The following is a 22,370-nucleotide window of genomic DNA, read 5'->3' as shown; positions in this document are numbered from 1 at the left end:
CAAAAAAAACGAAGGACAATGGGCCTTTAGGCCAAAGGCTCTCAGCTTACGCCAGTGGCGCGCCGAACCCTAGCACGCTACTCACTTGCTCATGGCGCATGCCGCTTAGGCATCGCCCGTGAGCCTCGTCTGTGAAACTGGTCCGTGAGACTGGTCAGTGAGACTTAGCGTAGACGTTTTAACTGCGTCGCGTTAACACCACGCCACATTCGCAGTGGTCGGTGAAGGGGAACTGATCGAACAGCGCAAAGCGTTCGATACGGTGGGTACGAGTCAAGAGCGCGAGGTTCGCCGCCAAGGTCGTTGGGTTACAGGAGACATAAACGATGCGCGCGTACTCACTGACCTGGCGGCAGCTCTCGTCATCCAGTCCCGCCCGAGGTGGATCGACCAATACGGTGGAGAAGTCGTAGCCCGCAAGGTCCATTTCGGCCACGCGACGCCCGCCCTTGTCGCCCTTGAGCGCCAGCGAAAACTCTTCGGCGGACATACGCGCAACCTGGGCATTGGCGACGCCATTGGCCTCGAGGTTGACGTTGGCGCTGGCCACCGAGGTGCGCGAAATTTCGGTGGCGAGTACGCGGCGAAAGTTCTCGGCCAGGGCGATGGTGAAGTTGCCGTTGCCGCAGTAGAGCTCGACCAGATCCTCCTGCTCGCTGCCTTGGGTCGCTTCGCGGGCCCAGGTCAGCATCGCCTGACAGATCACGGCATTGGGTTGCGTAAAGCTATTCTCGACCTGCTGGTAGCGCAGCGTTTTGCCGCCAACGCTGAGCGTCTCCCAGACATGATCGCGGGTGAGTACTAGGCGCTGCTTACGCGAACGCCCGATGATCATGATATTCAAACGTGCCTCGAGCGCGCGCGCCTCGGCCTCCCACGCCTCGCTCAAGGGGCGGTGATAGACCAGCGTCACCAAAGCCTCGCCGGAGAGCGTGGTCAAGAATTCCACCTGGAACAACCGGCGGCGCAGTTCATCGCTGGCGAGAAAGGCCTCGCGCAGCTGCGGCATCAGCGCGTTGATACGCTCGCTGGCAACCGGGTACTGATCCAGGCGCACCACGCGCTTGTTCTTGGGATCATCCGCATCCACCTCGAACATGGCGTAGAAGAGGTCGTCCCCTTCGTGCCAAATTCGAAACTCGCAGCGCTGGCGATAGTGGCTCGGCGGCGAGGGAAATACCTCGACGGCGGGAGCGTCGAAGGGCGTAAACAGTGCCTGCATGGCATCGCGCTTGGCCGCCAGAAGATCATCGTAGCGCTTGGGTTCTACTATCGGGATAGCCAAGGCCTCTCCTCGTCGTTGCAATCGGTCAGTGATTCGATAAAGGGGATGAAAAGGGAAATAAGACGTACACCGAAGCGCTGCGAGGCGAGCACTCAATCGGGCAGCGAAAGCGGCTGCGGAGCGCCGAATCCGTAGCGCTGAAATCCTGCGCGAAGCCCTTGAGCAGGCGCCGTAGTGAAACAGCGCCCATCGTCGCCTTCGCTTACGTGCGCGCCCACCTGCGCCACGCGCCGGGCAATGGCATCGCCCGAGTCCACCCAGGTGAGCGGCGTGGGCGATGCTTCTTCAAGCCACGGCTTTAGCAGCGGGAAGTGCGTGCAGCCCAGCACCACGGTATCCAGCGGGGCGGCGTCGCCTTCTGGGCTGGTTGCTTGCCAAAGGGGGGCCAGAAGATGGCTCAACCGCGCGATTTCGGGCGCCCGACCGCCAAGCCAGGCCTCGGCCAGGGTCACCAGCTCGTCGGCGGCGATACGGGTGATGCGACAGTCGCTGGCGAAATCGTCGATCAGTTGCTGGGTATAGGGGCGGCGTACCGTGGCCTGGGTGGCCAGCAGGCCAATATGGCGCGTACGGCTCACCATGGCGGCGGGCTTGATCGCGGGTACGGTGCCGATGACGGGAATCGTCAGCCCCTCACGCAGCGCATCGAGCGCCAGCGTGCTCGCGGTATTGCAGGCCACCACGAGCACGCTTGGCGAACAGGCGGCTACCGCGGCGCTACACACCCGAACGATTCGCGCCGCCAGCGCCTCGTCGGGGCGAAGGCCATAAGGTAGCCAGGCATTGTCACAGGCGTAGCAGAGCGCGGCGTGGGGGTAGTGCTTACGTAGCGACTGCGCCACCGACAGGCCGCCCACGCCGGAGTCGAACACCAAAATTGGCCCCGCTGGGGGCTGTGTCTTATCCAAGGGCTTTTTCATGCCTGCCATCTTCGTCACGCTCTGCTCGCCACGCCGTCTTGCCTCTCATACATCAATTGGCCCGTACGAAAAACGGGGCGGCTAGTTTAGCACGCCCCGTCATCGTTACGCTGGCTCATTGACGCCGTTGCCTCTATAGCTCAGGCACCTCGGCGCCGCGCAGTTCGGCATAGAGCTCGGGATAGGCGAGCTGGAGGCGTTCGAGCTCTTTCTCAGCGCCCTCGGGCAGCGCCTGGCGCAGCGCCTCCATCTCGTCGCTGTCGAAGTAGCGGTCGATCAAGGGGAAGAGCGTTTCGCGCTCCTGGCGCAAATAGGCGCGGTGCGCCTCCAGATACGACTTGAGGTCATCGGCGAAGCGATCCATGGGCAGCACATTGTCCATCAGGATCATATCGATGTCGTCGGAAAGGCGCGCCAAGCGGGGCTTGAGCTGAAGGTATTCTGCCGCAATGGCTTCGGTCACCTCGGCGTGCTCGGGGGCGTCTTTCTGCAGGCGTTCGACGCAGACACGCTCCAAAGGCGCGGCGAAACCATCCATGTAGGCGAGGATATGGTCGACGACCTCGCGCATGAGTTTGAAATTGGGGCGCTCGCCTTGCGCCAGGGTCTTCTGCTTGAGCTGCAGTACGTGCAGCATCCTCGCCATGTTGGCATGATCTAGACGCAATTGGTTCAACATCGTGCCGTCTCCTTGTTGGGTCACGCCTACGCCCTGTAGCGAGCGCTGGCGTGCACGCGGGCACCTGTTCGACAATGCCCCGACTGGTTCAAGCTTAGCAGGTGATGGTTTTTTGTGATTTACGCCAAAGGTAGTCTTGGCAATGGCGTATTACCACCTCTAAGCCGTCTATACTCAAGGCCCGCAATACGGAAGTCGCTATGGATCTTTTCGACAACGCCCCTCCCGCCGACGATGCGCCGCTGGCGTTTCGCATGCGCCCGCGCACGCTCGACGACTATCTTGGCCAGAAAGCCTTGGTAGGGCCGGACAAGCCGCTTCGGCGCATGGCCGAGTCGGGCGTCATCCGCTCGATGATTCTATGGGGGCCGCCGGGCGTGGGTAAAACGACGCTTGCTGAGCTGCTCGCCCGCGCCTCCGAGGCGCACCTTGAGCACTTGAGCGCGGTCATGGCGGGGGTCAAGGAGATTCGCGCCGTGGTCGAACGGGCACGCCAGATGAGCACGCCCGTGGTGCTTTTTCTCGACGAAATTCACCGCCTGAACAAAAGCCAGCAGGACGCTCTTTTGCCCCACGTAGAGTCGGGGCTTTTGACGCTGATCGGCGCCACCACCGAGAATCCCTCCTTCGAGGTTAACTCGGCGCTGCTTTCACGCGCGCGGGTTTACGTTCTCAAAGCGCTCGATGACGACGAGTTGATCGCGGTGATGCGCCAAGCGCTCGACGACGAAGCGCGCGGTTTGGGCAAGCGACATATAGCGGTCGACAATGACGTGCTAGTCGCGCTGGCCCATGCAAGCGCGGGCGATGCTCGGCGCGCCCTGGGTCTACTCGAAACCGCCTGCGACTTCACCACCCCGATCGAGGGCGGCGAGCGTTTGGAGAAGAGCGTACTGGCCGACGTAATTGGCCACCAGGCCAGTAGCTTCGACAAGCAGGGGGATGCCTACTACGACCTGCTCTCGGCCATTCATAAGTCGGTGCGCTCCTCACGCCCGGATGCGGCGCTGCTGTACATGGCGCGCTTCATCCAGGGCGGCGGCGACCCGCTCGACGTGGTGCGCAGGCTCAGCGCCATCGCCTCGGAAGACGTTGGCAACGCCGACCCACGCGCGCTGCCGCTGGTCATCGCTGCCTGGGACGCCTACTTGCGCCTGGGCGACTACGAAGGCCAGCGCGCCATCGCCCACGCGGCGATCCATCTTGCCGTGGCGCCCAAGAGCAACCGTATCGACCAAGCGTGGAAGAAGGCGCAGCAGTTCGTCGCCAGCCAGCCACGACTCGACGTGCCGATCTATCTACGCAACGCTCCCACCAAGCTGATGGAGGAGTTAGGCCACGGCGAAGGCTACCGCTACGCCCACAACGAGCCCCACGGCTACCCCGCCGGAAGCGCCCACGACTGCTGGCCCGAGGCGCTGCCCAAAGCGAGCTTTTATGAGCCTTCGGCGTTTGGTCAAGAGAAGCGCTTTGGCGAGATCATGGCCTGGCGTGAAGAGCAGGACCAAAACGCCGATCGGGCGCCCTAGGCGCCCGATCAACAGTGATAAAAGAGTGAGAAAAGCGATGACGGCGTCAGCAATCAGCGTTCGCGGATGACATCGGCACCTTCGGGGATATCGAAGCGGAAGCGCTCGCTAGGGATGTTGCCATTTTGGGTGATGCCGTTAAAGGCGATGGCGGTCTGCTGGCCGGTGCTGTCGGTCATCCACAGCTCGGTCAGGGTCTCGCTATCGAAGACCATGCTCAACTCCTCGAACAGCGTATCCGCCGACACGGGAATCAGAGTGAAGACGTCGTTACCCGCTTCCTGCTCGTAGAAGACGTCGTAGCTCTCGGTCAGGTCGCTGGCGCTGCCGGAAAGCAGCAGTGCCGGGGTATGGGTCACGCGGTTATCCATCGCCTGAACGGTCACCTGTTCGAGGTCCGGGTCGTAGAGGTAGACCTCGCTGCCGTCGGAGACCACCGTTTGCGCGTAGGGCGCTTCCACTTCCCAGCGCAGCATGCCCGGGCGCGATAGCCACATTTCACCTTGGGCGCTTTGCAGGCGCTGGCCGCTGCTATCGAGAATGCGCTGCTCGAAGCTGGCCTGATAGTTCTGTAGTGGGTCGAGCTTGGCGGTCAGGCGCTCGGCGGCTTCGTTGGCCCAGGCCGCCGGGGCGGAGAGCGTGAGTCCCAGTGCGCTGGCGGCCAGCGCCAGCGATGAAGAGCGTCGTACTTGCGTGTCGCGCATTCTGTTCTCCCTGAAAGCAAAGGATCGAGCGAGCCGATCCGTTAGCCGATAAGACGTTGAAAACGCCGCGAGGTTTCCATCGCGGCGCCATTTTCATCCTTCTTGCACGATTTCCCCGTTCACCCCGGGGGATGGGCCAGCACGTCGCGCGAGCCGTTGCTGCTCATGGAGGAGACCACGCCAGCGCTCTCCATTGCCTCGACCAGACGCGCGGCGCGGTTGTAACCGATCTTGAAGCGCCGTTGCACCGCTGAGATCGACGCCTTGCGGCTCTCGGTGACAAACTGCACCGCTTCGTCGTAAAGTGCATCCTGCTCGGCATCGTCGCCATCGCCACCTTCGGCTTCAAGCCCTGCCAAGGCATCGGCGGTCACCCCACCAGAGAGGATCTCTTCGATGTACTCGGGCGCACCGCGGCGCTTCCAGTCGTCGACCACACGGTGTACCTCGTCATCGTCAACGAAGGCGCCGTGAACGCGGTTGGGCGGCCCCGAACCTGCGGGCAGGTAGAGCATATCGCCGTGGCCCAGCAGGCTCTCGGCGCCCCCCTGATCCAGAATCGTGCGCGAGTCGATACGCGAAGAGACCTGGAACGCCATCCGCGAGGGAATGTTGGCTTTGATCAACCCCGTCACTACGTCCACCGACGGGCGCTGGGTGGCGAGAATCAGATGGATGCCGGCAGCACGCGCCTTTTGCGCCAGCCGCGCGATCAGCTCCTCGACCTTCTTGCCGACGATCATGAACATGTCGGCGAACTCATCGATCACTACGACGATGTAGGGCAGCTTTTCGAGTACCGGCGGCGTTTGGTGCATCTCCCAGGGCTGCGGCTCCCACAGCGGGTCGGCGACCTGGGCTCCGGCGCGTTCGGCCTCGTCCAGGCGCGCATTGAAGCCCGCGATGTTACGCACGCCCATTGCCGCCATAAGCTTGTAGCGCCGCTCCATCTCGGCCACGCACCAGCGCAGGCTGTTAGCCGCCTCTTTCATGTCGGTAACCACCGGCGCGAGAAGGTGCGGAATGCCATCGTAAACCGAGAGCTCGAGCATCTTGGGGTCGACCATGATCAGCTTGAGCTCGTTGGGCTTGGCCTTGAGCAGCATCGAGATCAGCATGGCGTTGACCCCGACCGACTTACCCGAGCCCGTGGTGCCCGCCACCAACAGGTGCGGCATCTTGCCGAGGTTGGCCACGACAGGCGACCCGCCGATATCCTGACCCAGCGCCAGCGTCAGCGGTGAGGCTTCGTTCTGGAAACGGTCGGAGTCGATCACCTCACGCAGGCGGATCATCGCCCGATGCGGGTTGGGAATCTCGATACCCACTGTAGGTCGCCCGGGAATGACTTCGACGACGCGTACGCTCTTGACCATCAGCGAACGGGCAAGGTCTTTGGCTAGGTTGCTGATTTTGGAGACCTTGACGCCAGCGGCGGGCTTGATTTCAAAGCGCGTGATCACCGGGCCCGGCCAAGTATCTACTACCTCGGCTTTCACCCCGTATTCGCGCAGGCGCACTTCGAGCAGTTCGGCCATGTCGGCGAGTTGCTCGTCGGTGTAGTTGGGCTGGTGCGGCTCCGGTGGCGTCAACAGACGCAGGCTCGGCACCTCGCCTTCGGGCTCGGGCAAATTCTCGAGCGTTGGCCGCTGGCTCTGCAAGTGCTCGACGGTCCAGAGCGTGGGGCCATCGTCGGCCTCTTGCGCAGCCTCATCGGCATCGAACGTGGGCTCGTGACGCGCGGTGGGGCGGGCAGGCTCGACGCTAGGCGCCACGCGCGGGGCTGGGGTGAGATCGACCTCGTCGTCATCCTCCCATACCGGTTCGGGCACGACTTCAGCTACGCGTGGCGCAACGGTCGCCGCCGTCACGGCTGCAGGAGCAATGGGCGCGCGCGGTGCATCCGTCTCATCGCCACTGCCATCGCCACCTTCGCGGTCAGTGGCGCGCAGCGAAGCGGCGGAAAAGGCGCTCTCCTCTTCGCGCTCGTCGCGGCGCGCGTGCAGCGGCATCAGCGGCGTGAAGTCCTCTTCTTCGCGTTCTTCTTCCTCTTGTACTTCGTTTTCGTATACGTCGTCAGCACTTTGCGGCTTAGACGTTGGCACCTCTGCCGTGGGCTGCGCCTCTACAGGGGGATATGCCTCTGTCAGTGGCTGGGGTTTTGATGGCGCTTTTACCTCGCTGTTAGCGATATCGTCATCGCCGTTGGCGAGCGTCTGGCTCTCTGGCTCTTCGTTCTCCTCGAACCGGCGGGCATAGAGCGGCATCGGCGTGTCGTCGGGCTCGTCTTGGGCTGCTTCGGGTGCAGTGTGAGCCTCGGGCTCGAACGCAGGTTCTACGCGTGCCGCCGGTTTGACGGCGGGAGCGGTCGGCTCGAAAGCTTTAAGCTCGGGGGCGGGCTCAGGCTCAGGCGCTTTGATCTCGGGCGCTTTTGGCTCGGGCGTGGCCGGTGGCGCGGGTTCGGCTTTGGGTGAAAGTACAGGTGCCGGTGCGGGCTCGCGCTTGGGCGCCACGGCCGCAGGCGTTTGCGCAGTTAGTGCATCATCGGCAACGGCACCGGAGAAAGCCGCTTCCCAGGGAATCGAGGTATCTTCGCTGAATTCGGGTTCGCGGCGCTCGCCGCGCCGGGGGCTTCGCGCAGCACTCGGCTTTTCGGCCACCGGCGTCGGTTTGCGCGCGGCGCGCTGGGCGGTTTTCTCATCGCGGCGCATACGGCGGTAGCGCATCCAGCCGCCTAAACGGCACAAACGGCGGCCCAATTCATCGGCCACCTGCAGCCAAGAGAGGCCGCTGAACAGCGGAAAGCCGCTCAAAATGAGCGCGGCGGCAATCAGCCCTACCCCGCCGCTATTGACCAGCGGCATCAGCGAGCGCACGAGCCCCTCGCCCAGAATACCGCCCGAGGCGTAGGGCAGCATGCTGTTGGCATGGTAGAAATGCAGCGCACCGAGCATCGTGGTGCCAAAGATAAGCAGTACTAGGCCGCCGATGTGCACGGCGATGGCGACCGGGTCGATCTCGAAGCGCACCTGGCGCGAACGGATTAGCCACCAGGCGGCAAAGCCTAGCATGCCCGGCCACCACAGGGCGCTGGCGCCCAAGAGCGAGTAGAGCACGTCGGCAAGCCACGCGCCGACAGGCCCCATCCAGTTGCGCACGTCGGTTTCCGGGCCCTGGTAGGACCAGCCGGGGTCGGCCGGGTGATAGCTCAATAGCGCCAATAGCAAGAAGACGCAGAGCGCCAGTAGCACTACGACTACGCCTTCTCGCGTCGAACCTTGTAAACGCAGACCAAACCGGCGCGCCTTGTCTTTGGCTGCCTTGACACGCGCCGAGGAGGCATCCTTGGCCGTTTGACGCGTGTTACGCTGCGTTCGCTTGTCTACTGCTTTGTTCACTTTCAAGCGACTCTCCCTTCAACACCTCGATTCATGTAGCCTGACGCCCACTTGCGACTTTGCATCATACCGAGCATCCTTTCGCGGTCACAGCGTTATGTGGCCGTTTCGGTGATAGGAATTTGCATGCTGCCTTGGCTTTCGACGCCCCACCCTTTGTTTCCCTCTACCGCGCAGGCGCTGCGCAATCCCAATGGTTTGCTCGCCGCTGGCGGGGCCCTTTCGCCCGCCTGGCTGATTGCCGCCTACCGCCGTGGCATTTTCCCGTGGTATAGCGACGAGGATCCCATTTTATGGTGGAGCCCCGACCCTCGCATGGTGCTCTTTCCCGCCGATTTTCGCCTGCGGCGCAGCCTACACAAGCGCCTACGTAACGGCGGCTTTCACATCACCCTCGATGCGCATTTCGAGCAGGTGATCGATGCCTGCGCCGCACCACGCGCTCAGGAAACCGGCACCTGGATCACCGAGGAGATGCGCGCGGCCTATATCGAGCTCAACGCCCTGGGGGTCGCGCACAGCATTGAGGTGCACCGAGACGGGCGCTTGGTCGGCGGGCTCTACGGCTTGGCCATGGGGCCAGTCTTCTTTGGCGAATCCATGTTCTCACACGAGCCCGACGGCTCCAAGATCGCCCTTGCGCGGCTAGCGAGCGCCATGCACCAAGGAGGCGGCAAACTCATCGACTGCCAAATGCACACCCCGCATCTGGCAAGCCTGGGGGCCGCGACGGTCGCCCGGCAAACGTTCATCGACTATCTTGAACAGTGGCTGCCTGCCGCGCCCGCTTCAACCGGCGCGCTATCGAGCGGTGTACCGCCCTCGCCCTGGCTCACCGCCATTCCCGGCGAACCCGGCGCTTTGGGCGAATCACCTATATCATTTCCCTCGTCGTGATCAGTGGAGGGCCTTATGAGTAGTCGTACCCCTTCGCGCCCCTTGCAGGATCTGCGCTTTTTCCTAACCGTGCCGCACCCCTGTAGCTATCTCGACGGACGCGAGGCCACCACGCTTTTTCTCGACCCCAAGGAAGCCGTGGCCGATGGCGTTTATGATGCCCTGTCGCTGCTCGGGTTTCGTCGCAGCGGACGCCATCTATACCGGCCGCACTGTGAAAGCTGCAACGCTTGCCGTTCGGTGCGCATTCCGGTGGCGGCCTTCACGCCCAACCGTACCCAGCGCAAGCTAGCGAGGCGTAACGCCGATATCACCACACGCGTGGTGCCCGCGCGCTTCGAGCCGCACCACTATGAGCTCTACGCCGACTACATTCGGCTGCGCCATGCCGATGGCGATATGTATCCGCCCAGCCGCGAGCAGTACCGCACCTTCCTAGCCCAAGAGGCGCCCTATGCACGCCTGCTCGAACTCTATCTCGATGAGGAGCTAGTAGCGGTAAGCGCCTTCGATGAACTCGAACACGGCCTTTCCGCGATCTATACCTTCTTCGCCGTGCGCGACGATCTCGAGCGCCGCTCTTTGGGCACCCAGGCGATTCTCGAACTAATTCACCTAACCCATGAGAAATCGCTGCCGCATCTCTACCTGGGGTATTGGATAGAGGCGTGTCGCAAGATGCGCTACAAACAGGCTTTTGCTCCACTCGAGCAGCTCGACGGCCAGCGCTGGCGGCGTCTGGTCGGCTAACGTCTAGCAAAAAACCACCTAATTGATGCGCTTTTTTGCCTTGCCGCCAGGCTTGCGGCACAATATAGCGCTGTTTGCACCGAGCCCCGACGCGGGCCACGCATCGTTTCGATGCTTTTTTGCTATTTCATTACCATCAATCGATGAGGAACTGCCTATATGGCACGCGAAGATCATATTGAAATGGAAGGTGTCATCGTCGACACCCTGCCCAACACCATGTTTCGGGTCGAGCTGGAAAACGGCCACGTCGTGACCGCTCACATCTCCGGCAAAATGCGCAAGAACTACATCCGCATCCTGACCGGCGACAAGGTCAAGGTCGAGCTGACTCCCTACGACCTATCCAAAGGCCGCATCGTTTACCGTTCGCGCTAAGCGCTCGCACCCAGCCCTGCCCTCGTTACCCCGCTCGATGCTGATGCTCTAGCCGCTATGGTCGTCATGCGACGTTAGAAAATGACAACGCCCCGTCATGGACAGGGCGCTGTGCATTTTTGCGCGTAGCTTTATCTAACAGAGAGCACCATCACGGCGCATCTGCAAGTTCGGTCTCAGTGGAGAGATGAAGCTCACCCTCCTCAAGGCCAACGTGCACGATACCGCCGTGCTCAGCTAGCTCACCAAAGAGAATCATCTCCGCTAGCGGCTTTTTCAGCTTCTCTTGAATCAAGCGCGCCATAGGGCGTGCCCCCATCGCCGGGTCGTAACCTTTCTCGGCCAGCCAGTCGCGCGCAATCTCGTCGACATCGAGCTGCACCCGCTTTTCGTCCAGCTGCGCCTGTAGCTCGACCAGGAACTTGTCGACCACATTGCGCACCACGGACGTAGGCAGCGCGTGGAACTGGATGATGCCGTCGAGGCGGTTGCGGAACTCCGGCGAGAAGGTCCGACGAATCACCTCCATGGCATCGGTCGAGTGATCCTGCGACTGGAAGCCAATGGAACGGCGCGATGACTGCTCGGCACCGGCGTTGGAAGTCATGATCAGAATCACGTGGCGGAAATCCGCTTCGCGGCCGTTGTTGTCGGTCAACCGACCGTGGTCCATGACCTGGAGCAGCAGGTTGAAGACTTCCGGATGCGCCTTCTCGATCTCGTCGAGCAGCAGCACGCAGTGCGGCTGCTTGGTGATCGCCTCGGTCAGTAGCCCGCCCTGGTCGTAACCCACGTAGCCAGGAGGCGCACCGATCAGGCGTGACACCGTATGGCGCTCCATATACTCGGACATATCAAAGCGCACGAGCTCGATCCCCATGATATGGGCAAGCTGCTTGGCCACTTCGGTCTTGCCCACCCCAGTAGGACCAGCAAAGAGGAAGCTACCCACCGGCTTGTCGGGCGACTTGAGCCCTGCGCGGGAGAGCTTGATCGCCGCCGAAAGCGAGTCGATGGCTTCGTCCTGCCCGAATACCAGCATCTTGAGATCGCGGTCGAGCTTTTCGAGCAGCTTACGATCCGACGAAGAGACGCTCTTCGGCGGAATGCGCGCAATCGAGGCCACTACGGCTTCGATCTGATCGACATCGATGCTATCGACCCGCACCTCCGGCGGCAGCAGGCGCTGATGGGCACCGGCCTCATCGATCACGTCGATGGCCTTGTCGGGCAGGTGGCGATCATTGATGTAGCGATCGGCCAGGCGCGCCGCGCTTTCTAGCGCACCATCGGTGTATTTCAGCGCGTGGTGCTCTTCGAAGCGCGAACGCAGCCCCTTGAGAATCTTGATGGTGTCGTCGACCGACGGCGCCAGCACGTCGACCTTCTGGAAGCGCCGCGCCAGAGCGCGATCCTTTTCGAAGATGCCGCGGAACTCCTGGAACGTCGTCGAGCCGATGCAGCGTAGCTCACCCGAGGAGAGCAGCGGCTTGAGCAGGTTCGACGCATCCATGACACCACCCGAAGCGGCACCGGCGCCGATCACGGTGTGGATTTCGTCGATGAATAGAATTGCATTGGGCTGCTTGCGCAGCTCGCCGAGTAGACTTTTCAAGCGCTTCTCGAAGTCACCACGGTACTTGGTGCCCGCCAGCAGCGCGCCCATATCCAGGGAGTAGACCACGGCATCGGCGATGACATCGGGCACGTCCTCTTCGACGATGCGCTTGGCAAGACCCTCGGCAATGGCCGTCTTGCCCACGCCCGCCTCGCCGACCAGCAGCGGATTGTTCTTACGCCGACGCGCGAGAATCTGCACAACGCGTTCGAGCTCGTGATCGCGCCCAATCAGCGGGTCGATCTTACCGATTCGCGCTTGCTCATTGAGATTGGTGGCGTAGCCAGTGAGCGGATGCGCAGCCCCCTCGACGCTGCCCTCCTCTGCCTCTTCACCCTCTTGCGACGAGGGTGAGGCGGAGGGGCCGTGCCCGGCCACTTTGGAGATACCGTGAGCGATGTAGTTGACCGCATCGACCCGGGCCACGTTCTGCTGTTTGAGGAAGTAGACCGCTTGGCTCTCCTGCTCGGAGAAGATGGCAACCAGCACGTTAGCGCCGGTCACTTCGCTCTTGCCCGACGACTGGACGTGGAAAACGGCGCGCTGGAGCACGCGCTGGAAACCGAGCGTAGGCTGGGTTTCACGGTCGCCCTGGCCCTCGGGAATCAAGGGGGTCGTCGAGTTGATGAAATCCTGTAGGTCGGAGCGCAGCTTGTCGAGGTTGGCGCCACACGCCTTGAGCACGTCTGCTGCCGATGCGTTATCCAACAGCGCGAGCAGTAGGTGCTCAACGGTCATGAACTCATGGCGCTTGGAGCGTGCCACGGTAAAGGCCGTGTTCAGGGTCAGTTCAAGTTCTTTGCTCAGCATGGCAGTCCCCTATTTCGCTACTATCCATTCGCTCCCACCTGGCCGCGCGCACTTTCTCGCGGGGAAATGCCATTGGCGCTTGCGCTGGATCAGTTAAATCGACCGGCACTTTCAACATCGGGTACAAATCGCGTCGTTGCAAGCCCTGTTACCACTTTTTTGCCAACGCTTTCAATCGGCCGCTTCGATATCGCTCATCAAGGGATGTTCGCATTCGCGGGCGTATTCGTTGACCTGATAGCTTTTGGTCTCGGCTATATCGCGGGTAAAGATACCGCACGTCGCCTTACCTTGGGTGTGTACGGCCATCATCACCTGCACGGCGGTTTCGCTATCCAGATGAAAAAAGCTTTGTAGAACTTCGACCACAAACTCCATGGGGGTGTAGTCGTCGTTATGCAAGACCACCTTGTACATGGGCGGCTTGGCCAATTCGGGCTTTGCCGACTCGACGGCGAGATCACCGTCGTCGCCCGGGTGCTCCGGGCGCGTCATCCCCGCCATTACGCTTGCCATCATGACAGGCGACGTTTGGGTAATCTCACACGGCTCGTTCGAGGGTGATGCCTTGAAGAAAAGTGTCGACATGTTTTCCGAAAATGATTGCACGATGAAGTATCCCGAGGCATCGAGCAGCGCGTAACCGGGCGCCATCGATACCTGTCGAAAATTGGACGCCTCGCGGTGGCAAGGGTTCACGAAGGGTAAAAATAGCATACGCCACGAGACAAAAAACCCTCGGCCGTGCCCGGCCGAGGGTTCGACGCAGTTGGCGTAACGCCGTAAACCAAGCGGCGCTACGTCAAGCCAACGCCCGTGGTTAGCCTTTGGCAACCAGCGCCAGCGCTGCGTTGAGCGTTTTGCTCGGGCGCATGGCATCGCGGGTCAGTTCGCCGTTCGGGTGGTAGTAACCACGGATCTCGACCGGCTGGCCCTGCACTTCGTTGAGCTCGTTGACGATCTGCGCTTCCTGCTCGCTCAGCGACTTGGCCAGCGGTGCGAACAGCGCTTTGAGTTCAGCATCAGCGCTTTGAGCAGCGAGCGCCTCGGCCCAGTAGAGCGCCAGATAGAAGTGGCTACCGCGGTTATCGAGCTCACCCACTTTACGCGAGGGCGACTTGTTGCTGTCGAGGAACTTGCCGTTGGCCTCGTCCAGCGCCTTGGCCAGCACCTTGGCACGCTCATTGGCGAAGGTGCTGCCCAGATGCTCGAGCGACGCCGCCAGGGCGAGGAATTCGCCCAGCGAGTCCCAGCGCAGGTGGTTCTCTTCGACGAACTGCTGCACGTGCTTGGGCGCACTACCGCCAGCGCCGGTTTCGAACAGGCCGCCACCGTTCATCAGCGGTACGATGGAGAGCATCTTGGCGCTGGTACCCAGCTCCATGATCGGGAACAGGTCGGTGAGGTAGTCGCGCAGCACGTTGCCGGTCACGGAGATGGTGTCTTCGCCGCGACGAATACGCTCAAGCGAGAGCTTCATCGCCTCTTCCGGCGCCAGGATACGAATATCCAGGCCGCTAGTGTCGTGATCGGCGAGGTAGGACTCGACCTTTTTGATCAGTTGGGCATCGTGCGCGCGCTTGGCGTCGAGCCAGAAGATCGCCGGGGTGCCGCTATCGCGAGCGCGACTGACGGCCAGCTTGACCCAATCGCGCACCGGCGCATCCTTGGTCTGGCACATACGCCAAATATCGCCCTGCTCGACGGCGTGCTCGATCACCACCTTGCCGCTCTCGTCGGTCACACGCACGGTACCGTCAGCTGGAATCTGGAAGGTCTTGTCGTGCGAGCCGTACTCTTCGGCTTTCTGAGCCATCAAACCAACGTTAGGCACGCTGCCCATGGTGGTCGGGTCGAAGGCGCCGTTGGCTTTGCAGTCGTCGATGACGGTTTGGTAGATACCGGCGTAGCAGCGATCCGGAATCACCGCCTTGACGTCGTGCAGCGCGTCGTCGGCGCCCCACATTTTGCCGGAGTCGCGAATCATCGCCGGCATGGAGGCATCGATGATCACGTCGCTGGGCACGTGCAGGTTGGTGATACCCTTGTGCGAGTTGACCATGGCCAAGCGCGGACGCTCGGCGTAGAGCGCCTGAATGTCGTTTTTAATGCTCTCTTGGGTCGCCTCGGGCAGCGACTGAATGGAGGCGTAAAGATCACCGATACCGTTATTGGCGTCGAACCCTGCCTTCTTGAGGTCATCGGCGTGTTTGTCCAGCACCTGACGGTAAAACTCGTTGACGACCAAACCGAACATGATCGGGTCGGAGACCTTCATCATGGTGGCTTTCAGGTGCAGCGAGAAGAGCACGTCCTTTTCCTGGGCGTCGCGAATTTCGTCGGCGACGAAGCGGGTCAGGGCTTTACGGCTCATCACCGCGCCATCCACGACCTCACCTTCGAGTACCGCCGTCTTCTCTTTCAGCACAGTGGTCTTGCCGTCCTGCTCGATCAGTTCGATCTTGAGGCTACCAGCGCGTTCAATCAGCGCCGATTTCTCACTGCCGTAGAAGTCGCCTTCATTCATGTGGGCCACGTGTGACTTGGAATCGCTGCTCCACTCGCCCATGCGGTGCGGGTATTTGCGCGCGTAGTTCTTGACCGACAGCGGCGCGCGACGGTCGGAGTTGCCTTCGCGCAGCACTGGGTTGACGGCACTACCCTTGGTCTTGTCGTAGCGCGCTTTGATCTCTTTCTCTTCATCGTTCTTGGGCGCTTCGGGGTAATCGGGCAGCGCGTAACCCTGCTGTTGCAGCTCTTTGATGGCCGCTTTGAGCTGCGGCATGGAAGCACTAATGTTGGGCAGCTTGATGATGTTGGCTTCGGGTGTCTTGGTCAGCTCGCCGAGTTCGGCCAAGTGATCTTCGAGTTTCTGCGCGTCGCTCAGGTAATCGGGAAACTGGGAGATGATCCGGCCCGCCAGCGAAATATCGCGGGTCTCGACGGCGATACCAGCGGAGTCGGTAAAGGCATCGATGATCGGCAACAAGGAGTAGGTCGCGAGCGCAGGGGCTTCGTCGGTGAGCGTGTAAATGATCTTCGGCGTTTTGGACATTTTTACGTTAACCTCTTTTATCTGTCGCTGCGATGAGGAGAAATCTTGAGCTACGCGGCGCCTGCGGCGATGGATCTCGAGCTAGCATCTTTCACTACGACGGCTCGAGTCACTCTTCCATCGGGCGTTATCACTCCGGAAACCGTTCTGGGTTCGAGAGCCCTCATTCTATAGAGCCATCTCTATCTAGAGGAAAACGACGGCAACGACTCCGCGGCCACGCCGGAGTATATCAGCGCTGCGCCACCTCCGCATGGAAGATTGTCGACAAATTAGCCCACCACCCATGATGACGCTATGAGCACCCTCTACCTGCTACACAAACCCTACCGCATGCTGTCGCAGTTCACCGACCGCGAAGGCCGAGCAACGCTGGCAGATGTACTCCCCATACCCGACGTATACGCTGCCGGGCGACTCGACTACGACTCCGAAGGGCTTTTACTGCTCAGTGACGACGGCGCACTGATTCACCGCATCGCCCACCCGCGTCACAAACAGCCCAAAACCTACCGCGTACAGGTCGAGGGCACGATCAGTGATACCGCCCTTGCGGCACTGCGCGCAGGGGTGGAGCTCAAAGATGGCCCAACGCGTCCGGCCAAGGCGCGGCGTCTCGATGATCCGAACCTCTGCCCGCGCCAACCGCCCCTGGATACCAAACGCCATCCCACTACCAGTTGGATCGAATTGACCATTACCGAAGGGCGCAACCGCCAGGTACGGCGGATGACCGCCCACGTCGGTTTTCCCACGCTGCGCCTGGTGCGCACTGCCATCGGCCCCTGGCAGCTTGGAGATCTCGCCCCCGGGCAGTGGCGCCAGGAAACGCTGCACGCACCAGCGCCTGCGGCCAAACCCCACAAGCCATGGCGTCAACGCTGAGATGAGCACGCGTCCCATCATCCACAGCACCGTCGCCTGTGTGATTCGCCGCGATGACCGTTTCTTACTGGTCGAAGAGTATCGCGGTGACGCGCATAGCGTGTTCAACCAGCCCGCCGGTCACATCGAGCCCGGCGAAGGCCCTATGGCCGCCGCGCTACGTGAAGCGGCCGAGGAGACCGCCTGGCAGGTGCGCCTCGAGGCGTATTTGGGGCTCTACGTCTTGCATACGCCAAGCGGGCTGACCTTTCATAGCCATGGCTTCGTCGCTACGGCACAAGCACCGCTTACTCGCGCCATCGACCCGGACATTCACGCCGTGCACTGGCTCAGCAAAGCGGAGATCGATGCCTTGAATGACGCCGGGCGCCTGCGCAGCCCGCTGGTGCTCGAACGCATCGACGATGCCCTAGCCGGGCGCCACTATCCGCTCGCGGTACTTCACGAGCGGCCATAACACTCGAAGCGCCAAGCCTGCATCGTGTATAATCGCCGCCTTTGCATACTTCAATCGAGGATGGCAATGACATCCACTACCGGCAAAGTGATCGTCGGCATGTCCGGCGGCGTCGACTCCTCCGTCTCCGCCCTGCTTCTACTTCAACAAGGTTATGAAGTGGAAGGTCTCTTCATGAAGAACTGGGACGAAGACGACGGCACGGAGTACTGTACGGCGAAGGAAGACCTGGCCGATGCCGAAGCCGTGTGCGCCAAGCTCGGTATTCCACTGCACACGGCCAATTTCGCCGCCGAGTACTGGGACAACGTCTTCGAGCACTTTCTGGCCGAATACAAGGCCGGGCGCACGCCCAACCCCGACATCCTGTGTAACCGCGAAATCAAGTTCAAAGTCTTTCTCGAGTACGCCGAAATGCTCGGCGCCGAGAAAATCGCCACCGGCCACTACGTACGCCGTGGCGAACGCGATGGCCGCCCGCGCTTGCTCAAGGGCCTGGATGCCAACAAGGATCAGAGCTACTTCCTGCATGCCGTGCCCGAAGCCGCCATTGCGCGCACGCTGTTCCCGGTGGGGGAGTTGGAAAAGCCCGAAGTACGCGCTCTGGCCGAAGCGCACGACTTGATCACTGCCAAGAAAAAAGACTCGACCGGGATTTGCTTCATTGGCGAGCGCCGCTTTCGCGACTTTCTCCAGCAGTACCTGCCCGCACAGCCAGGCAAGATCGAAACGCCCGAGGGCGAGGTGATCGGCGAGCACATGGGGCTGATGTACTACACCCTGGGCCAGCGCCAAGGCCTGGGTATCGGCGGGCTGGCCAACCACCCGGAAGCGCCCTGGTACGTCGCCGCCAAGGATTTGGAGCGCAACGTGCTGGTGGCCGTACAAGGCAAGCATCACCCGCTGCTATATACCGATACGCTAATGACCGAGACGATGGACTGGGTAGCCGGTGAAGCGCCCCGCGCCGAAGGTCGCTTTACGGCCAAGACGCGCTACCGCCAGAGCGATCGCCCCTGCTTCGTTACCACCCGCGCCGATGGCGGCGTCGAAGTGCGTTTCGAGTCGCCTCAGCGCGCTGTCACCCCGGGCCAGTCGCTGGTGCTCTACGATGGCGATGTGTGCCTTGGCGGCGGCGTCATCCGCCACGCCTGGATGACCGAGGATGCCACGGCATGAGCTCCACTACCCCGATTCATCGCGTGCCCGAAACGCCCGCCGTACGCCAAGCCCTGGCGCTGGCGGGCGTGTTTCAGTCCGCCAGCCTCGTCGATGAGCTTGCCCGCACCGGCCAGGTCGAACCACGCGCCTGGGAAACCCTGATCAACGCCACCGTGGACACCGACCCCGAAAGCTTCGAAGCCATTTACGGCGGCCATCCGAACAACTTACGCCTGGGCTTGGATACCCTCGAAGCGCTGGTTGGCCGCAAACAGGCTAACCCCGTGGTACTGCGCTACGGGTTCTCACTGCTGCTATTGATGAACAAGCTGCGCACCGACCAGGCGATGATGGCGAACCTGGGTAAGCAGCTAGCTCATGTTCAGGGCCAAGCCGAGCACTTTGGCGCCACGCACGAAAACGTCATTTCGAGCCTCGGCGAGGCGTACCAGGCAACGCTCTCGACACTCAAGACGCGGATCGTCGTCCAGGGTGACCCTTCGCTGTTGCAAAGCCGCATGATGCCCGAACGCGTACGCGCCTGCCTGCTGGGTGGTATTCGCTTTGGTCTTCTGTGGCATCAGCAGGGCGGGCGCCGCTGGAAGCTAATGTTCCAGCGCAAGGCACTGCGCCGCGCCCTGGACGAGCTTAGCTAAGCTAAAGAGCTCTGCTAAGGGGCTCTGGCTACCGGGCCCCGCTGTCCGCTTGGATTTACCTTGACTCCGCTTTACCACCGACCGCCTTTCAACCGACCACCTGGAACGACTGCCATGCAACTCTCCGCCTTGACCGCTCTCTCTCCCGTCGACGGCCGCTACGGCGACAAAGCCGCCGCCCTGCGCGAGCATTTCAGTGAATTCGGCCTGATCCGCGCCCGCGTCATCGTGGAAGTTCGCTGGCTACAGCGTCTGGCCGAACATCCCGGCATTAGCGAAGTACCCGCGCTTTCTGCAGAGGCCAACGCCTTTCTGGAAAACCTGATCGCTACGTTTTCCGTCGACGATGCCGAACGCATCAAAGAGATCGAGCGCACCACCAACCACGACGTCAAGGCGGTCGAGTACTTCCTCAAAGAGCGTATCGAAGCCCAGGGCGAACTCAACGCCGTTACCGAGTTCATCCACTTCGCTTGCACCTCGGAAGACATCAACAACCTTTCCTACGGCGTGATGCTGGCCGATGGCCTTGCCGCGCTGCTACCGAGCATGCACAAGGTTGCCGACGAGATCGCCCGCTTGGCGCGTGAGCACGCCGCCCAGCCGATGCTTTCGCGCACCCACGGCCAAACGGCGACACCCACCACCCTGGGCAAGGAGATGGCCAACGTCGCCTACCGTCTAAAGCGTCAGCTCAAGCAGATCGAGGCCGTCGAGATCCTGGGCAAGATCAATGGCGCCGTGGGCAACTACAACGCGCATTTGACGACCTACCCCGACATCGACTGGGCCGCCAATGCCAAGGCCTTCGTGGAAGGACTGGGGCTCACCTTCAACCCCTTCACCACCCAGATCGAGCCGCACGACTACATCGCCGAGCTGTTCGATGCGATCTGCCGTTTCAACACCATCCTGATCGATTTCGACCGTGACGTATGGGGCTACATTTCGTTGGGCTACTTCAAGCAAAAGACCGTGGCCGGCGAGATCGGCTCCTCGACCATGCCGCACAAGGTCAACCCGATCGATTTCGAAAACTCCGAAGGCAACCTTGGTCTGGCCAACGCCATTCTCGCTCACCTAGCCCAGAAGCTGCCGATCTCGCGCTGGCAGCGCGACCTAACCGACTCCACCGTGCTGCGCAACCTCGGCGTGGGCCTGGCTTACGGCTTGATCGCCTACGCGGCAAGTCTTAAAGGTATCGGCAAGCTCGAAGCCAATCCTGAGCGCTTGGCAAGTGACCTGGATAACAGCTGGGAAGTGCTGGCCGAGCCAATCCAGACGGTGATGCGCCGCTACGGTATCGAGAAGCCCTACGAGAAGCTCAAGGAGCTGACGCGCGGCAAGCGTATCGATCAGGCAGGCTTTGCCGCCTTCATTGACACGCTAGCGCTGCCCGAGACGGTCAAAGAAGAATTGAAGGCGCTGACACCGGCCACCTATATTGGTAACGCGCAGGCCCAGGCAGATGCCCTGACCGCGCATATTGAAGCGCTTTAACGCTTTCTTTCGACGCACTTTTTCCGACGCTCTCTGGAGTCCGTCATGAGCCATCGCGATGCACCGCTTACGCTGCTGGGTGATCTTACCGCCGCCGAGTTTCTGGACGAATATTGGCAGCAAAAGCCGCTGCTGATCCGCGGCGCCTTTCCCGACTTTCTGAGCCCCATAGACCCCGATGAACTCGCAGGGCTTGCCTGCGAGCCGGGCGTCGAGGCGCGCCTGGTCGAGGAAGAGGGCCCCGACGGGCCCTGGCAGGTGTCCCACGGCCCCTTCGATGACGCTACTTTCGAGCGTCTGCCCGAAGGCCACTGGAGTCTTCTCGTTCAGGCGGTCGACCACTACGTACCTTCGGTTGCCGCCCTGCTCGACGAGTTCGACTTTCTGCCCCGCTGGCGCCTGGACGACATCATGATCAGCTACGCTCCGCCGGGAGGCAGCGTGGGGCCACATATCGACCAGTACGATGTCTTCTTGCTCCAGGCGAGCGGTCGGCGGCGCTGGCAGCTCGGCGGCAAGCAGCCGGACGATGCCCCCATCGTCCAAGGCATCGATCTGCGCATTCTGGATACCTTCACCATCGAGCCCGACTCCGACTGGACCCTCGAACCCGGTGACATGCTCTACCTGCCGCCGGGTTGGGCACATCATGGCGTCAGCCAAAGCGACGACTGCATGACCATTTCGGTCGGCTTTCGCGCGCCCTCGGCCGATGAGGCCGTGACTTCCTACGCTGACTACCTCGGCGAGCAGTTGCCGCCCTCGCTGCGCTACGCCGATGCGGGCATGGCGCCAGCAGGCCCGCTTGGCGAGATCGATGACGCCGCCGTCGAGCGCATGCGTTCGCTGATTCTCTCGACTCTGGACGATGCCGATCAGATCGCCCAGTGGTTTGGCCGCGTCATGACCCAGCCCAAGTACATCGATCAGATGGCGCCGCTGGAAACGCCCATGAGCGAGCAGGAGGTCAGCGAGCAGTTGGAAGCGGGCGAGCCACTGTTTCAGATGCCGGGGTCGCGCTTTGCCTGGCGAAGCAATACACACGGCACGACGCTCTTCGTCGACGGCGACGCCATCTCCTGCAACGAAACCCTGGCCCAGCGCCTGTGCGATACCGCACCACTCGACGCCGAGGCGTTGGCACTGGCAGATGCGCCCCGTGTGATCACCCAACTGGTCAATGGTGGTAGCCTTGGCTGGTTGGCTCAGGACGACGAGGAGGACGAGTGAGCCCTGGCATTCTCCTTCAAGAAGGCGACTGGACGCGCCTAGGCGAGGCGGCGGCCGAGATTCGCCGCCGCGTCTTCGTCGAAGAGCAGCAGGTGCCCGAAGAGGAGGAGTGGGACGCACTGGACGCCGAGTGCCTGCACTTTCTCGCCTGTCGCGAGGGCACGCCGCTGGGCACGGCGCGCCTGCTGCCCGATGGCCATATCGGCCGCGTGGCGGTGCTGGCCGAGGCGCGCGGTCTCGGCATTGGTGTCGCGCTCATGCAGGCCGCCATTGCGGCGGCTCGCGCACGCCAACACACGGAGGTCGTGCTCAGCGCCCAAACCCACGCCCTGCCCTTCTATGCCCGCCTTGGCTTCATTGCCGAAGGCGACATCTACCTGGACGCCGATATTCCTCACCGTGTAATGCGGCTTTCGCTCTAAGTGCTCTGGCGCGCAATGCGCCGGAGCCTAGCGCTG

Annotated in this window: 19 protein-coding genes; 11 read left to right on the top strand and 8 right to left on the bottom strand. The window is 61.9% G+C overall.

All coding sequences use genetic code 11. The features are described from left to right. Nucleotides 1–178 precede the first annotated feature (178 nt). From trmA to LLY24_RS07215, 3 genes are all read right to left on the bottom strand, one after another. The gene (gene trmA, locus LLY24_RS07225; protein ID WP_259035611.1) at nt 179–1,285 is read right to left on the bottom strand and encodes a tRNA (uridine(54)-C5)-methyltransferase TrmA; all 1,107 of its coding nucleotides are present in this window, start codon (nt 1,283–1,285) and stop codon (nt 179–181) included. A gap of 92 nt (nt 1,286–1,377) precedes the next feature. Further along, complete coding sequence (gene murI, locus LLY24_RS07220; RefSeq protein ID WP_259035610.1) at nt 1,378–2,205, bottom strand: glutamate racemase; 828 nt, start codon at nt 2,203–2,205, stop codon at nt 1,378–1,380. Between the two features lie 133 nt (nt 2,206–2,338). Then, nucleotides 2,339–2,884, bottom strand: coding sequence for a hemerythrin domain-containing protein (locus tag LLY24_RS07215; RefSeq protein ID WP_259035609.1), 546 nt, complete (start codon nt 2,882–2,884; stop codon nt 2,339–2,341). A gap of 200 nt (nt 2,885–3,084) precedes the next feature. Between LLY24_RS07215 and LLY24_RS07210 the strand changes: the two genes are divergently transcribed. Continuing rightward, complete coding sequence (locus tag LLY24_RS07210; RefSeq protein ID WP_259035608.1) at nt 3,085–4,413, top strand: replication-associated recombination protein A; 1,329 nt, start codon at nt 3,085–3,087, stop codon at nt 4,411–4,413. Nucleotides 4,414–4,466: 53 nt separating this feature from the next. Here LLY24_RS07210 and lolA read toward each other — a convergent pair whose 3' ends face one another. Together lolA and LLY24_RS07200 are read right to left on the bottom strand one after the other, a co-directional pair. Continuing rightward, nucleotides 4,467–5,117: an outer membrane lipoprotein periplasmic chaperone LolA gene (gene lolA / locus LLY24_RS07205; RefSeq protein WP_259035607.1), complete on the bottom strand. Its 651-nt coding sequence runs from the start codon at nt 5,115–5,117 to the stop codon at nt 4,467–4,469. Nucleotides 5,118–5,236: 119 nt separating this feature from the next. Continuing rightward, complete coding sequence (locus tag LLY24_RS07200; protein WP_282563384.1) at nt 5,237–8,521, bottom strand: DNA translocase FtsK; 3,285 nt, start codon at nt 8,519–8,521, stop codon at nt 5,237–5,239. A 120-nt stretch (nt 8,522–8,641) separates the two neighbouring features. On the opposite strand from LLY24_RS07200, the gene aat reads away from it, so the two are divergent. The 3 genes from aat (at nt 8,642) to infA (ending at nt 10,540) form a co-directional block, all read left to right on the top strand. Continuing rightward, nucleotides 8,642–9,412 carry a leucyl/phenylalanyl-tRNA--protein transferase gene (aat, locus tag LLY24_RS07195; protein ID WP_259035606.1) on the top strand — a complete coding sequence of 257 codons (771 nt, stop codon included), beginning with the start codon at nt 8,642–8,644 and terminating at the stop codon, nt 9,410–9,412. Between the two features lie 15 nt (nt 9,413–9,427). Next, nucleotides 9,428–10,162, top strand: coding sequence for an arginyltransferase (locus LLY24_RS07190; protein WP_259035605.1), 735 nt, complete (start codon nt 9,428–9,430; stop codon nt 10,160–10,162). Nucleotides 10,163–10,321: 159 nt separating this feature from the next. Continuing rightward, on the top strand, nt 10,322–10,540 hold the full coding sequence (infA, locus tag LLY24_RS07185) for a translation initiation factor IF-1 (RefSeq protein ID WP_007111068.1): 219 nt from the start codon (nt 10,322–10,324) through the stop codon (nt 10,538–10,540). Between the two features lie 151 nt (nt 10,541–10,691). Here the strand turns inward: infA and clpA are convergent, their stop codons facing one another. The 3 genes from clpA to LLY24_RS07170 all read right to left on the bottom strand — a co-directional run bounded on the left by clpA (nt 10,692) and on the right by LLY24_RS07170 (nt 16,023). Beyond that, entirely contained in the window at nt 10,692–12,968 is a 2,277-nt protein-coding gene (gene clpA, locus LLY24_RS07180) for an ATP-dependent Clp protease ATP-binding subunit ClpA (protein ID WP_259035604.1), read from the bottom strand. Nucleotides 12,969–13,139: 171 nt separating this feature from the next. Next, nucleotides 13,140–13,487, bottom strand: a complete 348-nt coding sequence (gene clpS / locus LLY24_RS07175; RefSeq protein ID WP_259035960.1) for an ATP-dependent Clp protease adapter ClpS — start codon at nt 13,485–13,487, stop codon at nt 13,140–13,142. Between the two features lie 301 nt (nt 13,488–13,788). Then, entirely contained in the window at nt 13,789–16,023 is a 2,235-nt protein-coding gene (locus LLY24_RS07170; RefSeq protein ID WP_259035603.1) for an NADP-dependent isocitrate dehydrogenase, read from the bottom strand. A 297-nt stretch (nt 16,024–16,320) separates the two neighbouring features. On the opposite strand from LLY24_RS07170, the gene LLY24_RS07165 reads away from it, so the two are divergent. The 7 genes from LLY24_RS07165 (at nt 16,321) to LLY24_RS07135 (ending at nt 22,334) form a co-directional block, all read left to right on the top strand. Further along, entirely contained in the window at nt 16,321–16,908 is a 588-nt protein-coding gene (locus tag LLY24_RS07165) for a pseudouridine synthase (protein WP_259035602.1), read from the top strand. Nucleotide 16,909: 1 nt separating this feature from the next. After that, a complete protein-coding gene (locus LLY24_RS07160) occupies nt 16,910–17,365 on the top strand; it encodes an NUDIX domain-containing protein (RefSeq protein WP_259035601.1) in 456 nt (151 codons plus the stop codon). Nucleotides 17,366–17,425: 60 nt separating this feature from the next. After that, nucleotides 17,426–18,544 (top strand): tRNA 2-thiouridine(34) synthase MnmA, encoded by a 1,119-nt coding sequence (mnmA, locus tag LLY24_RS07155; protein ID WP_259035600.1) that lies wholly within the window; start codon nt 17,426–17,428, stop codon nt 18,542–18,544. Next, entirely contained in the window at nt 18,541–19,182 is a 642-nt protein-coding gene (gene hflD / locus LLY24_RS07150) for a high frequency lysogenization protein HflD (protein ID WP_259035599.1), read from the top strand. Before mnmA ends, hflD begins: the two co-directional genes overlap by 4 nt. 114 nt (nt 19,183–19,296) lie before the next feature. Next, nucleotides 19,297–20,682 carry an adenylosuccinate lyase gene (purB, locus tag LLY24_RS07145; RefSeq protein ID WP_259035598.1) on the top strand — a complete coding sequence of 462 codons (1,386 nt, stop codon included), beginning with the start codon at nt 19,297–19,299 and terminating at the stop codon, nt 20,680–20,682. Between the two features lie 45 nt (nt 20,683–20,727). Then, nucleotides 20,728–21,912, top strand: a complete 1,185-nt coding sequence (locus LLY24_RS07140) for a cupin domain-containing protein (RefSeq protein ID WP_259035597.1) — start codon at nt 20,728–20,730, stop codon at nt 21,910–21,912. Then, nucleotides 21,909–22,334, top strand: a complete 426-nt coding sequence (locus tag LLY24_RS07135) for a GNAT family N-acetyltransferase (protein WP_259035596.1) — start codon at nt 21,909–21,911, stop codon at nt 22,332–22,334. The genes LLY24_RS07140 and LLY24_RS07135 overlap by 4 nt, the downstream gene beginning before the upstream one ends. Nucleotides 22,335–22,370 lie beyond the last annotated feature (36 nt).

It is taken from the genome of Halomonas dongshanensis, assembly GCF_024790395.1.
GTDB lineage: Bacteria > Pseudomonadota > Gammaproteobacteria > Pseudomonadales > Halomonadaceae > Vreelandella > Vreelandella dongshanensis.
Note: the sequence above shows the minus strand (reverse complement) of the source record. Positions and strands in the feature narration are given on the sequence as shown.

Bases quoted from the DNA above. Each gene is read 5' to 3' on its own strand.
- murI (WP_259035610.1), bottom strand. From the start codon at position 2,205: ATGAAAAAGCCCTTGGATAAGACACAGCCCCCAGCGGGGCCAATTTTG.
- LLY24_RS07215 (WP_259035609.1), bottom strand. From the start codon at position 2,884: ATGTTGAACCAATTGCGTCTAGATCATGCCAACATGGCGAGGATGCTG.
- LLY24_RS07210 (WP_259035608.1), top strand. From the start codon at position 3,085: ATGGATCTTTTCGACAACGCCCCTCCCGCCGACGATGCGCCGCTGGCG.
- lolA (WP_259035607.1), bottom strand. From the start codon at position 5,117: ATGCGCGACACGCAAGTACGACGCTCTTCATCGCTGGCGCTGGCCGCC.
- aat (WP_259035606.1), top strand. From the start codon at position 8,642: ATGCTGCCTTGGCTTTCGACGCCCCACCCTTTGTTTCCCTCTACCGCG.
- LLY24_RS07190 (WP_259035605.1), top strand. From the start codon at position 9,428: ATGAGTAGTCGTACCCCTTCGCGCCCCTTGCAGGATCTGCGCTTTTTC.
- infA (WP_007111068.1), top strand. From the start codon at position 10,322: ATGGCACGCGAAGATCATATTGAAATGGAAGGTGTCATCGTCGACACC.
- clpA (WP_259035604.1), bottom strand. From the start codon at position 12,968: ATGCTGAGCAAAGAACTTGAACTGACCCTGAACACGGCCTTTACCGTG.
- clpS (WP_259035960.1), bottom strand. From the start codon at position 13,487: ATGATGGCAAGCGTAATGGCGGGGATGACGCGCCCGGAGCACCCGGGC.
- LLY24_RS07170 (WP_259035603.1), bottom strand. From the start codon at position 16,023: ATGTCCAAAACGCCGAAGATCATTTACACGCTCACCGACGAAGCCCCT.
- LLY24_RS07165 (WP_259035602.1), top strand. From the start codon at position 16,321: ATGAGCACCCTCTACCTGCTACACAAACCCTACCGCATGCTGTCGCAG.
- LLY24_RS07160 (WP_259035601.1), top strand. From the start codon at position 16,910: ATGAGCACGCGTCCCATCATCCACAGCACCGTCGCCTGTGTGATTCGC.
- mnmA (WP_259035600.1), top strand. From the start codon at position 17,426: ATGGCAATGACATCCACTACCGGCAAAGTGATCGTCGGCATGTCCGGC.
- hflD (WP_259035599.1), top strand. From the start codon at position 18,541: ATGAGCTCCACTACCCCGATTCATCGCGTGCCCGAAACGCCCGCCGTA.
- purB (WP_259035598.1), top strand. From the start codon at position 19,297: ATGCAACTCTCCGCCTTGACCGCTCTCTCTCCCGTCGACGGCCGCTAC.
- LLY24_RS07140 (WP_259035597.1), top strand. From the start codon at position 20,728: ATGAGCCATCGCGATGCACCGCTTACGCTGCTGGGTGATCTTACCGCC.